The sequence below is a fragment of the Acidimicrobiales bacterium genome, assembly GCA_035547835.1.
Taxonomy (GTDB): Bacteria; Actinomycetota; Acidimicrobiia; order Acidimicrobiales; family Iamiaceae; genus DASZTW01.
In genome coordinates, this window is record DASZTW010000012.1 from 1 (window position 1) to 15089 (window position 15089).

Here is a 15089-nt window from a genome sequence, read left to right on the forward strand (position 1 = left end):
GCTGTGCGCGCTGGACCACCTCCACGGTGGTCGAGCGCGCACAGCAGGAGGTCGGGGGGTCGTCACCGGGCGTCCTGGAGGTCGTCGTGGTGCTCGTGGTCGACCCAGATCGACCACAGGATCGAGCCGACCAGGAGGCCCGGGAGGATCCACCGCAGCGCGAGCTGCACGGGCGGGCGGCGCAGCCACACGATGGCGTCGCCGAGGTGGGGGATCGTCGCCCGCACCGTCCACACGTGCCTGGTGCGCACGACGGCGGTCCACGGGTCGTTCCCGTTGTTGGCGTCACCTTTGGTCTGGACCTCGTACGCCGTGCCGTGCGAGCCCGGCAGCGGCCGCACCCACACCACGCGGTGGGAGATCACCCGGTGGTCTGCCACCGGGATGTGGTACGTGAACACATCGCCGGCCCGGAGGCTGCTGGTGGGCTTGGTGGTGCCGACGACCACGGACCCCGGTGGGATGCCGGGGCGCATCGAACCGGTCAGCATCACCATCGTCCGGTAGTCGAAGAGGCGTGGGCCGATGGCCAAGAAGAACAGAAGGGCGGCGGCCACGATGACCGCCGCCCACTCTGCGAACGCCCCGATCTTTCGGACCATCGTTCAGGTCACTTGTTGGTCGCAGCCCGCTGGGTGCCGGTGAAGGCGACGTTCAGCGTGGTGCTCAGGCCCTGGAACGTGTTGTCGGCCGTCTGCGGGAGCGTGAACGTCGCCCGCAGGTAGTCCGAGGAGCCGGCGGTCAGCGAGCTGAGCCCGCTGAGTGCAGTGTTGGTGGTGAGGTTCGCCACCGGGGTCGATGCCAGCGCCGATGTGGTCGTGCCACCGCAGGTGTACGTGTACGCCGGCGCGGTCCCCGCTTCGACCCACGCCTGGCTGCACTTGTCGATCTGCAGCTGCAGGCCGTTGACGGCATCGGTGTCGAGCTTGCTGCTGGTGCCGGCTGACGGCGTGACGGTTGCCGTCACGGACGCCATGTCCAGCGTGCCGGTGTTGTCGAGCTCGAAGCCTCGCTGGAACGTGTCGCCGGCAGCCAGGTTGGTGGCGCCGACGGCCAAGCGGTTGTTCGCCCCGAAGGTCAGCACGACGGTGCCCGAGCTGTCGGCTTGGGGACCGGCCGTGGTGGTGGAGGTGAACGTGCCGAAGGTCCCGAGTCCTGCGACCGCAGCCGCGGTCGCGAGGGTCGCGACGGTGGCGAGGATCTTCCCGCGGCGGCTGAGGCCACGCCGCTTCCGGGCTCCGGGGTGGCCTCCACCGATGGTGTTGGATGCTTGGTGCACTGCCATGGTTCGTGTCCTTTGCTTGGCAAGTAGGTCGCCCGGTCTGTCTTGCCGGACATCTCGATCGTCGGGGGTTTTCGGGGCGCGGCAAATGGCCCGCTCGGGTGGGGGCGGGTGGTGGGCCGGGTCCGCTGCCGGGCCGCCCGGCGGCCGGCGGGCTTCGATCCGCGGTCGGGCGTTCACCGCCCTCGCCTGGTGGGATCAGCCGTCAGGGACGGAAGTCCCGAGCCGACCCGGGACTTTCGTCCCGGTCGCTGCTGGCCCGTTCGGGCGCTGGGCACCACCCGGGACCTTTGACCCTTTTCGGTCCGTGTGACGGGGGAGTGCGCGGGTCGGCGGTGGCGAGCCAGCAGAGGTGTCCCGCGGTGGGACGATGTCGCTCCGGCGGCGCGGCGCGGACGCGGACCGCCCGGCGTCCCGGCAGCGGAGCGGTCAGCGGAAGAGGTCTTCGGCCGGTGGGCGGACGATCTCGTCGCGCACGTCGCCGCGCCGGAACCAGCCGGTGTCGACGCCGCGCACGATGGCGACCGGCACGCCCGACGCCTTGCCCATCACCAAGTCGGCCGCGCCGGCGATCTCGTCGACGACGGCGACTTCGGTGGCCTGCAGCTCCCGGCCGCGGTCGTCGACCGAGCCGCGCAAGTCGAGGATGGGACCGATGCCGGCCGAGCCGATGGCGATGTCGGTGACGCCACGACGCCACGTGCGGCCGAACGTGTCGCTCACGATCACCGCGACCTCGACGCCCGCTGCTGCGCGGAGGCCGTCGCGGATGCGCCGGGCCGAGCGATCGGGATCGACGGGCAGCAACGCAGCCCATCCCTCGTCGACGTTGGACAGGTCGACGCCCGCGTTGGCGCACACGAAACCGTGTCTCGTCTCGACGATCACGAGGTCGCCGCGGCGTCGCAGCACCCGCACGGACTCGGCCTCGATCACCGCGAGGCGCGACGCGGGGTCGTCGGGATCGACCGGCACCAGGCGGCCTTCGGCCTTCGACACGACCTTCTGGGTGACGACCACCACGTCGCCGCCGCGGAGGTCGGCGGCGGCCGCGATGATCGCCGCCAGGTCGTCACCGGGGTGGATCTCCCCGATGCCGGTGACCGCGATGACCTCGATCGTCACGCCGCGTCCAACACGGTGCGGGCGAGGGTCGCAGCGGCTGCGGGGCTCGACATGATCGTGGGCGCCGCCACGCACTCGATGCCGGCGGCTTCGACGTGAGGTGCCAGGGCGGCGTCGGCCTCGTCGATCACCAACGTGCGCGCCAGCGGGGCGTACAGGCGGGCGATGCCGACGACGGTGGGCTCGTGGCCGAGCTCGCGCAGCATGCGATCGGCGGGGCCTTTCAACGCCGCGCCGGCCACGATCGGCGACACCGCCACCGTGTCGGCGCGGCGGGCTTCGATGGCGGCACGGACCCCGTCGACGGCGAGCAGCGGGCCGATCGACACGATCGGGTTCGACGGCGCGATCACCACGCGATCGGCGGCGGCGATCGCGGCCAGCACGTCGGGGCCGGGCTTGGCGACATCGGCACCGTCGAAGCGCACCGCTGTGATGGGAACCTCGTGGCGGTGCTCGACGAAGTACTCCTGGAACGCCAGCTCGGTGGCCCCGCGGTCGAGGGTGACGGTGAGCGTCGTGCGCAGCGGGTCGTCGGTGACGGGCAGCAAGCGGAACCCGAGTTCCCAGGCCCGAGTGATCTCGGCGGTGACCTCGGTGAGCGTGGCGCCCTCGGCGAGACGCCGGGTGCGGAACAGGTGCGTGGCGAGGTCGCGGTCGCCGAGGTTGAACCAGGTGGGCCCGCCGTAGCGGCCGAGCGCATCCATGGCCTGCCAGGTCTCGCCGGCGAGGCCCCAGCCGCGGTCGGGGTCGATGGCCCCGGCGACGGTGTACGTGACCGTGTCGAGGTCGGGGCTGATGTGCAGACCGTGGAGCTCGAGGTCGTCACCGACGTTGCCGATCACGGTCACGTCGCCGGCGGGGTGGACCTGCACCACCCCTGCCAGCAGCCGGGCCGCGCCCACACCACCGGCAAGCACACAGATCATCCGCCGACGCTATCCCCGCGCCGACCCCCCGACCCCTCCCGACCCGCTTCTCCTCCATTCTGGGCTGCTTTTTACGCGTTGGGACGCGTCGTTTTCAGCCCAGAACGGTGGGTCAGGCGGTGACGGGGGTCAGGCGTCAGGCGTCAGGCGTTGGCGCGCTTGCGGCTGGCCAGGATGATCAGGCCGCCGAGGGCGAGCAGCAGGGCTGCGCCACCGGTCATCATGCCGATCTCGGCACCGGTGAAGGCGAGGCCGCCGCCGGTGGACGTGCTGCCGGTGGCCGAAGCCGGCACCGTGATCGCGAAGCTGGCGGTGTTGCCGGCGGAGTCGGTGGCGGTGATCGTGTGGGCGCCGGGGGCGACGTTCGGGACCGTGACCGGGGCAGTGAACGCACCGGTGGCGTCAGACGTGACCGTTCCGACAGTGACGGCCTGGGAGTGGAAGTCGATCGTGATCGTGAGGCTGTGCCCGAAGCCCGAGCCGGTGCAGGTGATGGTGACACCCGTTGACGCGACGCTGGCGGAGCAGGTGAGCGACGGGGCGCCCGGGGGCGGGCCGTAGCCCGGACCCGTTGGTGGTGTCTGGGCGAACGCGGGGGCAGCCGTGAACGCGACCAGTGCTGCTGCGACGATCAGCACACGCTTGATCATGGACGTTCCCTCCAGGGATGGACGGCCGGGCGACCGTGCCGGGGTTCTCTGTTCCGCCTTGGCACGCAGCCATGAATGACTACCAATGACCACGCAGGTTAGACGCGTGCGCGCGGTGCGTGCCAGTTATTCGTTTATCTGGCGTTTCACCAGCCCTTTTGCACCCTCAGTGGTCGACGTCAGCTGTCCAAGTGCGTTCGGTGGTCAGCACGCCGCGGAGGGTCGCCGTGGGGTCGGCGTGCCATCCGGGCGGGAGGCTCAGCCGCACCTCGACCTGGTCGGGCAGCACCATCGGCTGGGGGTGAAGGATCAGCGCGTAGCGGGTCGCGGCGCGGTGAGCGCCGCCGGGAAGCCGCCGGTCCGGGGCCGGGGGGAGGACACCGGACAGGTGGTACGTGATCGTGCGCGTGCCGCCGGGCGGGATCTGCACCGACAGGCCGTAGGCGTTGGCGCCGGCCTCGACGTTGGAGTCGAAGGACTTGTCGGTGCCGTCGACGTCGACCGCCTCGAGCTCGAGCCCCGAGTACAAGGTGGCGTAGGTGGCGTTGGTGCCTTCGGGCAACCCGAAGTTGTTGCCGATCAGGTAGGGCGGCAGGCCGGTCGACGGTGCCGTGTTGTGGAGGCGGACGGTGGCGGTGGCGGTGGTGGCGCCGCTGTCGGGATCGGTGCGCACGTCGTACGTGATCGATCGCTGCAAGAAGTTGTCGATCTTGGACTGGCCCTCGTTCTGGGTGGTCAGCGCGAGGAGGTCGCTGCCCTCGGCGCGGGCGCGGGCCCCGGGGAAGGTGCCGTCGAGCCCGATCGTCTTCATCAGCGCCTGCTCGTCGGCGTGGCGGCTCCAGAACAGCAGCCGGCCCTGGTGCATCGAGGGGCTCAGCAGGTCGGCAAGTGACCGAGGCCCTGGCAGGGTGCCGTTGGTGAGCTTGTCGAAGGTGGCGCGCATCACGTCTTGGAGGTAGTCGTGACGGTCCCGTTGCTGGATGCCCGGCTGCGGGAACTCGACGTACTGGTCGTGGAGGAGGAACTGCTCGACGTTCTTCGACGTGAGGGGGCTCGTCCGGCCCTCGACCTGGATGGGCCCGGTGATCTGGAGCAGCGCGGCCATCGCCTTGGGGTCGAGCGCGAGCACGCCGTCGACCGGCACGCCGCCGGACTGCGGGTAGAGCTCGGCCAGCACGTGGGCGTCGGTGGGGAAGTCGGGGGAGAAGAACGCGTCGCCCGGCGAGTTCTGGGCGCCGAAGCGGTAGTAGCGGGCGAGGTAGTCGGCCGGCCCGGAGATGTGGCGGGTGCCGTCGGGTGCCGCGCGCCGCAGGGTTCCGGCGTCGCCGGAGCGGACGAGCTGCAAGTGACCGTGGTCGGCCACGACCTCGCCCCAGGCGCCGACGAACCCGCCCAACCCCCGCTGCTCGGTGGGGGTCATGAACGCAACGAGGTAGTGGCGGGGGCCGTCGGCGCCGAGCAGCGCCGGTGCGACGCTCGACGCCTCGGTGGCGAGCCGTGCTTCGGGCAACGCCTTGTCGATCTGGTGGGTGAAGCTGCGCAGCCGGCTGCGCACCGGACCCACGAGCCACGGGTCGTCGACGTTGGCGGTGGCCTTCTCGGCGCTGCGGAGCGCGGCCGTCAGGCGCTCGAGCGGCGGGGTCATTGCGGCGAGCTTGGTGGTGTCGAGGTGGCCGGCCCGGTAACGAAGCTGGTTGTAGTCGGCTTCGCTGGCCGACTTGGATGCCACGGCCGTCACGTCGACCGCGGTGCTGGTGGTGCTCGCCAGCGCGGTGCGGTGCTGGCTCACCACGGGCACGAGGCCCGAGACGAGCGTGAACGGATTGGCTGACTTTCGATGCGCGCGTTGGAAGGCGATGTGCGCCCGGTTCAAGGCGGCCACGGCGGTGGCCTGGTTGGCGTTGCTGGCGGAGTTGAAGGCGAGGTTGGTGTTGGCCACGCCGGTCTGGATGTCGGCGCGGGCGAGCAAGGCGCCGATCACGGCCGGGATCGACAGCACCACGAGCGCGGCGACGAAACTGATCGCGACACGGCGGCAGACCTTCTGGGTGCTGCTCCGTGCTGCCCGGTAAGCCGAGACGACCACGGGTGCCACGGCCACGCAGGTGATGAGGGCGGTGAGCCCGTGGAAGCCGATGGCGTGGAGGTGCAACAGCACTTGCGCGGCGACGGCCCCCACCGCGGCCCCGACGCGGCGCAACCTGCGTGGTTGGAGGGTGCCGGCGAACGCCACCACGATGGCCAGCGCGGCGGGGGCGATCCACCAGCCGCGGCTGAAGGCCAGCGCAAGCGCGCACATCACCAGGGTGGGTCCGCGGCGTGACCGGCCGGCGGCCAGCGCGACCAACGCGCCGAAGCCGGCGCGGTAGAGCGCGTCGACCACGGTGTGGCCGGTGGGGTGTGCCGACGCGAACACCGCGAGGATCGCCGAGAGCGCGACGAACACCAGGGCTTGTTGGCGAGCTGCGGACTGGCGGGCGTCGCGATGGCGCCGGCGGGCTTCGGCTCGCGCTTGGTGCAGTTCAACGCTCAAAGTGCGTGGACGGTAGCCGATAGGACCAGCATCGTTGAGCACGCGGGAGCGATGCTCGCGGCCTGCCGGTGCTTGGTCGGGTGCGTCGAGCTCGAGGTGACGCGGCGCGAGCGCGCCCGCGCTCACCGCGCACACGCAGGCGGCGGTGGTTGTCGACGGGACATCGAATCGCTACCTAGAGTGCTTCGATGAGCGCGAAGCGCGTTTTGACAGCTAACGTCCGCGTCGCGGCACTCGGTGGTTCGCTCACCGGGTTCTGCGGTCGTTGGCTCCGGCCACTCGGCTGCCAGAGCGAACAGGCTCCTCGGCGGGTGAGTCCGGTCGTGCGCGCGGTTGGACACAGGCTTGGGCGCCTCTCGGGTGCGCTCCGGGGTTCTGCAGTGCTCAGAAGCGAAAGCAGGGTCGATTTGCACTCGAGCGTGGCGGACGTCTCGTTGGGTTGCGGCAATGGGTGTTGACTCGCGCGGGTTCGATCCTGCCCGCATGTCGCCGTTGCCGCGTGTGTTCGTGATCGCGTCACGGCAGCGGGCGGTGTTGCAGCCCGTGCTCGACGCGCTGGCCTGGATCGTGGCCGTGGTGCTCGCGGTGTGGTCGCGCTACGACTTCGAGTCGAATCGTGTGCACTGGGGACACCTGTTCGTCATCGCGGTGGGCGCGGCGATCCTGCAGCTCGTCGTGGGCTGGGCGATCGGCCTGTACCGCGGTCGTTGGCGGTTCGGCTCGTTCGAGGAGGTGGCGGCGCTCGCCGAGGCCGTGGCGATCACCGGCGCGGTCGGCGCGCTGGTCGACCTCGAGCCGCTCGACCGCTGGGTCCCGGCATCGGCGATGATCATGGCCACCGCTGCCGCGCTCGTGCTGGCCAGCGCCATCCGCTACCTGTGGCGTCTCAACCTCGAGCGCTACCGCCGCGACGGGCGCGACCCCGACGAGCGGGTGATCGTGTTCGGCGCGGGCGAAGGCGGGCTGCAGGCGCTCGACGTGTTGCTGCGCAGCCCCGACGGCTCGATGCTGCCCGTGGCGCTGCTCGATGACGACCCCGGCAAGGCGCGCGCTCGCCTGCGGCACTTGAAAGTGCTCGGCGGGCGCGACCGCATCGGCGAGGCGGCCGAAGAGGTCGAGGCCACCACGTTGCTGATCGCCATCCCGAGCGCGGGCTCCACGCTGATCCGCGAGCTGAGCGAGCTCGCCGGCGAGGCGGGGCTCAACGTGAAGGTGCTGCCGTCAGTACCCGAGCTGCTCGGCGGCGAGATCGGCGCGGGCGACATCCGGCCGTTGAGCGACGCCGACCTGCTCGGCCGCCACGTGATCGACACCGAGATCGATTCGATCGCTGGCTACATCGCCGGCAAACGGGTCCTGGTGACCGGTGCCGGCGGATCGATCGGCTCGGAACTGTGCCGCCAGATCCACCGCTTCGCGCCCGAGTTGCTGATCATGTTGGATCGCGACGAGTCGGCGCTGCACCAGGTGCAGATGTCGATCGAGGGCCGGGCGATGCTCGACACCCGCAACCTGGTGGTGTGCGACATCCGTGACCGCGAGGCGCTCGACGCGGTGTTCGCCGAGCATGTGCCGCAGGTGGTGTTCCACGCCGCCGCGCTCAAGCACCTGCCGCTGCTCGAGATGTGGCCCGCCGAGGCGGTGAAGACCAACGTGTGGGGCACAAACCACGTCCTCGATGCGGCCCAGGCGGTGGGCGTCGAGCGGTTCGTGAACATCTCCACCGACAAGGCCGCCGACCCGCAGAGCGTGCTCGGCTACACCAAGCGGTTGGCCGAGCAACTGACGGCGGCGATCGCTGCCACGGCCGAGGGTACGTATCTGTCGGTGCGGTTCGGCAACGTGTTGGGCAGCCGGGGTTCGGTGCTCACGGCGTTTCGCGCCCAGATCGAGGCGGGCGGGCCGGTCACCGTCACCCATCCCGACGTGGAGCGCTACTTCATGACGGTCGAGGAAGCCGTGCAGCTCGTGGTGCAAGCAGGGGCGCTGGGCGAATCGGGTGAGGTGCTGGTGCTCGACATGGGCGAGCCGGTGAAGATCGCCGATGTGGCCCAACGCCTGGTCGAGCAGAGCAAGCGCCCGGTACGGGTCGTGTACACGGGCCTGCGCCCCGGCGAGAAGCTGAGCGAGGTGCTGTTCAGCCCCGACGAGGTCGACCGGCGCCCGAAGCACCCGATGATCTCCCACGTCGACGTGCCGCCGATGCCGGGCCATGGCATCGGCGACCTGCTCGTCCAAGCGGGGCGCGAAGCCTTGGTCCAAGCCCTCGCGGCCCGCTGCCGGGCGGGCTCGCCGGCAAGCGCCGACGCAGGTCAGGCATGAGGAAGCTCACCGACCGCGTGCGGCAAGATCGTCACGTTCGGTCACTCGGCGCGACACGACCGGTCAGGACCCGATGACCCCCAGCTACACCGGCAAGACCATCCTCATCACCGGTGGCACCGGCTCGTTCGGTTCCACCGTGGTGCACGGCCTGCTCGGTCGCGACCACAAAGAGATCCGGGTGCTGAGCCGCGACGAAGCCAAGCAGGATGCGATGCGCACCAGCCTCCCGCCTGGACACCGCGTGCGCTTCTACATCGGTGACGTGCGCGACGCCCGCAGCGTCGCAGCGGCGATGCGGGGGGTCGACCTGGTGTTCCACGCCGCCGCGCTCAAGCAGGTGCCGTCGTGTGAGTTCTTCCCGTTGGAGGCGGTGGCCACCAACGTGGCAGGCAGCGCCAACGTGGTGCGCGCCGCAGACGAGGCGTCGGTGGAGTCGGTGGTGTTGTTGAGCACCGACAAGGCCGTCTACCCGATCAACGCGATGGGGATGAGCAAGGCGCTCATGGAGAAGGTGGGCCAAGCCGCAGCGCGGGAGCTCGCTGGATCTGGCACCACGGTGTCGACGGTGCGCTACGGCAACGTGATGTACAGCCGGGGCTCGGTGATCCCGCTGTTCGTGCAGCAGATCAGGGCCGGCCAGCCGCTCACGATCACGGTGCCCGGCATGACACGGTTCCTCATGCCGCTCGCCCACGCGGTGGATCTGGTGGAGTTCGCGCTCTTGCACGCGGAGCCTGGCGACGTGTTCATTCGCAAGGCGCCGGCGGCCACGATCGCGGACGTCGCCACCGCGGTGCAGAACGTGTTCGGCGCATCCGTGGGCACCAAACAGATCGGCATCCGCCACGGCGAGAAGCTGTACGAGACGCTCGCCACCGCACACGAGCTGCGCCGGGGCGAAGACTACGGCGACTACCTGCGCGTGCCGCTCGACGATCGCAACCTCGACTACGCCAAGTACTTCAGCGAAGGTGACCAAGACGAAGACCCACTCGACGACTTCCACTCGCACAACACCCGGCGCCTGTCCGTGCCGGAAGTGGAGAAGCTGCTGCGTTCCCTGCCCGAGATCGAAGCGGAGCTCGCTGCCTGGGACGGGCCGGCATGAGCGCGGCGGAGCGCATCGTGATCACCGGTGCCGACGGTTTCTTCGGCTGGCACCTGCGGGCGCGCCTGCTCGCGCTACGGCCTGAGGCACAGGTTCGGTCGCTCGATCCGGACTCGTTCGCCGACGACGCCACGCTCGCCACCGCGCTGGCAGGTGCCACCGCTGTGGTGCACCTCGCCGGGGTGAACCGGGGCACCGACGAAGAAGTGGCAACGATCAACCCCGCGCTCGCCGAGCGGCTCACCGACGCGCTCGACCGCGCGTGCGTCACCCCGGTGGTCGTCTACGCGGATTCCATCCACGCGGCTCGCGACACCACGTACGGATCGGCCAAGCGCGCGGCCGGCGAGCGCTTGTTGGCGTGGGGTGAGCGCACCGGCGCCGCCGTGGCCGACCTGCGTTTCCCGAACCTCTTCGGCGAGTGCGGCCGTCCCAACTACAACTCCGCGGTCGCCACGTTCTGCCACGACCTGGTCGCCGGTCGCCCGTCGGAGGTGAACCCCGAGGGCAGCACCGAGCTGTTCCACGTGCAGGACGCCGCCGCGTCGGTGCTGGAGGCCATCGACCGGCGCGCCAGCGGCACGGTCACGCTGGCCGGCGAGCGCGTCGCGATCCCCGAGCTGCACGCGCGGCTCCGGCGACTCCACGATTCGTACGGTCAAGCCCACTTTCCCGACCTCGACGACCGGCTCGATCTGCGGCTGTTCAACCAGTTGCGCGCCGCCGGGTTCCCCGGCAACACGCCTCAGCAACTCACCGCGCACCGTGACACGCGTGGCATGTTCGTGGAGGTCGCCCGCGGCTTCGGCGCCACCCAGACCTCCTTTTCGGCCACCGCCCCGGGCATCACTCGTGGCGACCACTTCCACCTCGACAAGGTCGAGCGGTTCGTGGTGCTGCACGGCACCGCGGTGATCCGCTTGCGGCGCCTGTTCACCGACGATGTTCACGAGTGGGTGGTGCGCGGCGACGAACCGGTGGCGATCGACATGCCCCCGCTGCACACGCACAACATCACGAACACCGGCGACGACGAGCTGCTCACCATCTTCTGGGCGAACGACCACTTCGACCCCGCCGCCCCTGACACGTTCGTCGAGCCGGTCGGCCAACCCACGTCGCCGGCCGTGGGGGTGGCGCCGTGAAGGTGGTGACCGTGGTGGGCACCCGACCGGAGATCATCCGGTTGTCGCGCGTGATCCACCGGCTGGAGCTCGACTGCGAACACGTCCTGGTGCACACCGGCCAGAACTGGGATCCGCAGCTCAGCGACGTGTTCTTCAAGGAGCTGGCGATCCGCCAGCCGGACCACTGGCTCGAAGTGCCGGTGACGTCGCTCGGCGCGGTGCTCGGCGGCGTGCTGTCGAGGATCGAGCCGGTGCTCGTGGCCGAGCGGCCCGACGCGGTGCTGGTGTTGGGTGACACGAACAGCTGCATCGCCGCGGTGATGGCGAAGCGGATGGGCATCCCGGTGTTCCACATGGAAGCGGGCAACCGCTGCTTCGACGAGAACGTGCCGGAGGAGACGAACCGCCGGCTCATCGACCACGTCGCCGATTTCAACCTCTGCTACACCGAGCACGCCCGTCGCAACCTGCTGGCCGAAGGGCTGCCGACGCGGCGGATCTTCGTGACCGGTTCCCCGATGGCCGAGGTGATCGCCGCGTACGACGCCCGGATCGCCGAGTCCGACGTGCTGGAACGGCTCGGGCTGAAGCCGGGTGGCTACTACCTGGTGTCGATGCACCGCGAGGAGAACGTCGACGACCCCGCCCAGCTCGACGTGCTGGTGGAGGCCATCTCGGGGCTCGCCGAGCGCGACGGCAAGCGGGTGGTGGTGTCGACCCACCCTCGGCTGCGCAAGCGGCTCGAAGGTCGAGCGGGCGAGGCTGGAGACCGCCTGGAGTGGCTCGAACCGTTCGGCTACTTCGATTACAACCAGCTCCAGCGCAACGCCCGCTGCGTGCTGTCGGACAGCGGAACCATCAGCGAGGAGTCGGCGATCTCAGGGTTCCCAGCCGTCACGATCCGCAACGCCATCGAACGCCCCGAGGCGCTCGACACCGGCTCGATCGTGATCACCGGTATCGACGCCGAAGCCATCGCCCGGGCCGTCGACCTGGTGGTCGCGCAGTGGGCCGAAGGCATCCGCCCATCGGTGCCTGCCGACTACCAGATCACCGACACGTCCATCAGGGTGAGCCGCCTCGTGTGCGGCCTCGCCGGAGTGCACGGCAACTGGCTCGGGCTCCGCTCCAAGCAACGGCTGAGCGACGCCTGATGCGCATCGTGCTCATCCACCGCTACTTCGCGCCCGACACCCCGCCGTATGCACACATCCTGCGCGACATCGCCCTCCGGCTCGGCGAGGATGGCCACGAGGTCACGGTGCTCACGTGTCAGCCCTCGTACAACCGTGCCGTCGTCGACCGCGCGCCGAAGGTCGAGCGGCTCGCTGACAACGTCACGGTGCGGCGATGGCCGGTGTTCGATGATCGGACGTCGGCACCGTTGAAGGCCCTCAACCTCGCCACCTTCTGCGTGCGGCTGTTGGCCAGCCGGGCCCGTCTCGGCAGGGTCGAGGTGATCATGGCCGCCTCGACGCCGCCGGTTGCGCCGGCGAAGGCGGCGTCCTGGTTGGCTCGCCTCTGTGGCGCGAAGTTCGTGTACCACAAGCAGGACATCTACCCGGAGGTCGTCACCGCCCCCGGGATGTTGCGGGCGGGGCGACTGGCCGACCTGCTGCGGCGGATCGACGCGCGCACGGAGCGGGCCGCCGCCGAGGTCGTCGTCTTGTCGAAGGACATGGCGGCGACGGTTCGGTCTCGGGGTGCCGGCGCTGAGCGAGTCGCGGTGATCAACAACTTCGATCCGTGGACCGGCGCGTCGCCGGCCGGCTCGGCCCGGCGCGAGCAGGGACGCGCACCGCTTCGCGTGGTGTTCGCTGGGAACCTCGGGCGCTTCCAGAACATCGAGGCGGTGCTCGACGCCATGGTGAAGGTCGGCGCCGATGACCGCGTGCGCCTCGACTTCCTGGGGGACGGAGCGTTGCGCAGTGAGCTGGAGGCCACCGTGGAGGCCCGCGGGCTGACGAACGTTTCCTTCCGCGGTTACCAGGCTCCGGAGGAGGTCGCCCGGGTGCTGCGGGAGGAGGCTGACCTCGGCGTTGTGTCCCTCGTCGCGGGGGTCATCCGCGCGGCATATCCGAGCAAGACGATGTCGTACCTGCGCAACGGCTGTCCGGTGCTCGCCCTCGTCGAGGCGGACTCCGAGCTGGCTCGAGCAGTTGTGGCCGCGGGTGCCGGCGTTCAGCACGATCCAGCCGACGCGGGTGGGCTGGCCGACCTGCTGCTGGAGCTGGCCGGGCGGCGCGACGAGTTGGCGGTGATGCGCGACCACGCGTTGGCCTTGTACCGCACCCAGTTCGACCCGCAGCTGCAGCTCGCGAAGTGGGCCGAGCTGTTCGCGTCACTCGACGGCGAGCGGGTTGGTGCGCCATGAGGCCGGGCCGGGAGCACCGCACATTCGGTCGGGTCGTGGCCGGCGCGGCGCTGGTCGTGTCGAGCCCCGTGCTCGCGGCCGCCGCCGTTGCGGTGAAGTTGTCGAGTCGTGGCCCTGCGATCTATCGGGCCAAGCGCGTTGGACGCGGTGGCTCGGAGTTCACGATGTTCAAGTTCCGGACGATGCGCACCGCGCCGGCGGGCAGCGGCGGCCGCATCACCAGTGGTGTCGACCCCCGGATCTTCCCGGTTGGGCGCTGGCTGCGACGCCTCAAGCTCGACGAGTTGCCCCAGCTCGCCAACGTGGTCCGCGGTGAGATGGCCATCGTCGGGCCGCGCCCCGAGGATCCAACGATCGTTGCCGACCACTACGCCCCGTTCATGCTCGAGACCCTCGAGGTGCTCCCCGGCCTCACGAGCCCGGGGAGTCTCCAGTACTACGCCGAGGAGGAAGGCGACATCCCATCGGACCCCGACCTGGCGGAGCGGCACTACGCAGAGGTACTGCTGCCGCGCAAGATCGCGCTCGACCTCGTGTTCGTGCGCAATCGCTCGTGGCGTTACGAAATGGAGCTGATCGTGCGCACGGTCGCCTCGCTGTTCGGCATCCGGCGGCCGTTCGCCCGTCGCGCGTCGTGGGAGCGAGCGGAGGCCGACGCGATCTTGCGAGGCGTCAGCTCCGGCCCCGCCCCTTGGCCTGCGGCGGTGGGCGCGTGAGCCCGCGACACGTGATCTTGATCGGCGCAGCCCGATCCGGGACGAAGATCGTTCGTGACACGCTGGCCGTCGCGACCGGCGCAGGAACCGTTCCATACGACATCGGTTACGTCTGGCGGGCCGGCAACGAGTCCGCACCCGATGACGTGCTGGAGCCGTCGCAGCTCTCCTCGAAGGCGCAGCAGTTCGTGGCGGGCTTCGTGGACGGCTATGCCGCGGGCGTCGTGCCGACGGTGATCGAAAAGACCGTCGGCAACTCGCTTCGGGTGCCGTATGTCGCCAGCGCGTTTCCCGATGCGGTGTTCATCCACCTCATCCGCGACGGGGTCGACGTCGCGGAGTCCACCCGGCGACAGTGGATCGCGCCCACCGACTGGCGTTACCTTGCGCGCAAGGCCCGCCACTTCCCGTTCCGTCTCGTTCCGGGCTATGGCGTGCGCTACGCGCAGTCGCTGGCGAGTCGCGTACGCCGAACCGACCGCCGTGTCGGCTCGTGGGGGCCGCGGTACCCCGGCATCGACGAGGACTTGGCGAGCGAGGACTTGCTGGTGGTGTGCGGGCGCCAATGGAAGGCCTCGGTGCTGCATGCCCGCCAGGCCTTCGCCTCGCTCGACGTTCCGGTGCTCGAGGTCCGCTACGAGACGCTGGTGCGCGACCCCATGTCGACCATCAAGGAAGTCGCCGAGTTCGCGGAGTTGGCAGTCGGGTCCGACTCGTTGGGTCAGGCGGCGGCGAGCGTGACCAGCGCGCGCGTCGGCGCAGGTCGCCGTGCGCTCGAGGTGTCAGAGCGGGCGGCGCTCGGACGGGAGCTCGACCAGCTGCTCGACGTGTGCGGCTATGCCCGGTGCGGCGACGCCATGCAGAATGGCGTCGGATGAGCAGCGCTCCGGGGGCTCGGACCAAGTTGCGTTATCGCTGGT

13 protein-coding genes are annotated in these 15089 nt (G+C 70.2%); 7 read left to right on the forward strand and 6 right to left on the reverse strand.

The features are described 5' to 3' along the window. Positions 1–62 precede the first annotated feature (62 nt). From VHA73_10510 to VHA73_10535, 6 genes are all read right to left on the reverse strand, one after another. Entirely contained in the window at positions 63–602 is a 540-nt protein-coding gene (locus VHA73_10510; GenBank protein HVX18450.1) for a signal peptidase I, read from the reverse strand. Positions 603–610: 8 nt separating this feature from the next. Further along, complete coding sequence (locus VHA73_10515; protein HVX18451.1) at positions 611–1285, reverse strand: TasA family protein; 675 nt, start codon at positions 1283–1285, stop codon at positions 611–613. Between the two features lie 426 nt (positions 1286–1711). Next, a complete protein-coding gene (gene cofE / locus VHA73_10520) occupies positions 1712–2407 on the reverse strand; it encodes a coenzyme F420-0:L-glutamate ligase (GenBank protein HVX18452.1) in 696 nt (231 codons plus the stop codon). Beyond that, positions 2404–3336, reverse strand: a complete 933-nt coding sequence (gene cofD / locus VHA73_10525) for a 2-phospho-L-lactate transferase (GenBank protein ID HVX18453.1) — start codon at positions 3334–3336, stop codon at positions 2404–2406. Before cofD ends, cofE begins: the two co-directional genes overlap by 4 nt. Positions 3337–3479: 143 nt before the next feature. Next, a complete protein-coding gene (locus tag VHA73_10530; GenBank protein ID HVX18454.1) occupies positions 3480–3986 on the reverse strand; it encodes a hypothetical protein in 507 nt (168 codons plus the stop codon). A gap of 166 nt (positions 3987–4152) precedes the next feature. Further along, entirely contained in the window at positions 4153–6519 is a 2367-nt protein-coding gene (locus VHA73_10535; protein HVX18455.1) for a DUF4012 domain-containing protein, read from the reverse strand. A gap of 483 nt (positions 6520–7002) precedes the next feature. On the opposite strand from VHA73_10535, the gene VHA73_10540 reads away from it, so the two are divergent. The 7 genes from VHA73_10540 to VHA73_10570 all read left to right on the forward strand — a co-directional run bounded on the left by VHA73_10540 (position 7003) and on the right by VHA73_10570 (position 15047). After that, the gene (locus tag VHA73_10540) at positions 7003–8841 is read left to right on the forward strand and encodes a nucleoside-diphosphate sugar epimerase/dehydratase (protein ID HVX18456.1); all 1839 of its coding nucleotides are present in this window, start codon (positions 7003–7005) and stop codon (positions 8839–8841) included. A gap of 73 nt (positions 8842–8914) precedes the next feature. Continuing rightward, a complete protein-coding gene (locus VHA73_10545; GenBank protein HVX18457.1) occupies positions 8915–9952 on the forward strand; it encodes a polysaccharide biosynthesis protein in 1038 nt (345 codons plus the stop codon). After that, on the forward strand, positions 9949–11097 hold the full coding sequence (locus VHA73_10550) for an NAD-dependent epimerase/dehydratase family protein (protein ID HVX18458.1): 1149 nt from the start codon (positions 9949–9951) through the stop codon (positions 11095–11097). Before VHA73_10545 ends, VHA73_10550 begins: the two co-directional genes overlap by 4 nt. After that, positions 11094–12233, forward strand: a complete 1140-nt coding sequence (wecB, locus tag VHA73_10555; GenBank protein HVX18459.1) for a UDP-N-acetylglucosamine 2-epimerase (non-hydrolyzing) — start codon at positions 11094–11096, stop codon at positions 12231–12233. The genes VHA73_10550 and wecB overlap by 4 nt, the downstream gene beginning before the upstream one ends. Next, positions 12233–13453 carry a glycosyltransferase family 4 protein gene (locus VHA73_10560; protein HVX18460.1) on the forward strand — a complete coding sequence of 407 codons (1221 nt, stop codon included), beginning with the start codon at positions 12233–12235 and terminating at the stop codon, positions 13451–13453. Before wecB ends, VHA73_10560 begins: the two co-directional genes overlap by 1 nt. Then, positions 13450–14169 carry a sugar transferase gene (locus tag VHA73_10565; protein HVX18461.1) on the forward strand — a complete coding sequence of 240 codons (720 nt, stop codon included), beginning with the start codon at positions 13450–13452 and terminating at the stop codon, positions 14167–14169. Before VHA73_10560 ends, VHA73_10565 begins: the two co-directional genes overlap by 4 nt. Beyond that, positions 14166–15047 (forward strand): sulfotransferase, encoded by an 882-nt coding sequence (locus tag VHA73_10570; GenBank protein HVX18462.1) that lies wholly within the window; start codon positions 14166–14168, stop codon positions 15045–15047. Before VHA73_10565 ends, VHA73_10570 begins: the two co-directional genes overlap by 4 nt. Positions 15048–15089 lie beyond the last annotated feature (42 nt).

What these genes read in the sequence shown, in the direction of transcription:
- VHA73_10560 (HVX18460.1), top strand. Translation starts at nt 12,233, where the DNA reads ATGCGCATCGTGCTCATCCACCGCTACTTCGCGCCCGACACCCCGCCG.
- VHA73_10515 (HVX18451.1), bottom strand. Translation starts at nt 1,285, where the DNA reads ATGGCAGTGCACCAAGCATCCAACACCATCGGTGGAGGCCACCCCGGA.
- VHA73_10565 (HVX18461.1), top strand. Translation starts at nt 13,450, where the DNA reads ATGAGGCCGGGCCGGGAGCACCGCACATTCGGTCGGGTCGTGGCCGGC.
- VHA73_10510 (HVX18450.1), bottom strand. Translation starts at nt 602, where the DNA reads ATGGTCCGAAAGATCGGGGCGTTCGCAGAGTGGGCGGCGGTCATCGTG.
- VHA73_10545 (HVX18457.1), top strand. Translation starts at nt 8,915, where the DNA reads ATGACCCCCAGCTACACCGGCAAGACCATCCTCATCACCGGTGGCACC.
- VHA73_10550 (HVX18458.1), top strand. Translation starts at nt 9,949, where the DNA reads ATGAGCGCGGCGGAGCGCATCGTGATCACCGGTGCCGACGGTTTCTTC.
- VHA73_10540 (HVX18456.1), top strand. Translation starts at nt 7,003, where the DNA reads ATGTCGCCGTTGCCGCGTGTGTTCGTGATCGCGTCACGGCAGCGGGCG.
- VHA73_10530 (HVX18454.1), bottom strand. Translation starts at nt 3,986, where the DNA reads ATGATCAAGCGTGTGCTGATCGTCGCAGCAGCACTGGTCGCGTTCACG.
- cofD (HVX18453.1), bottom strand. Translation starts at nt 3,336, where the DNA reads ATGATCTGTGTGCTTGCCGGTGGTGTGGGCGCGGCCCGGCTGCTGGCA.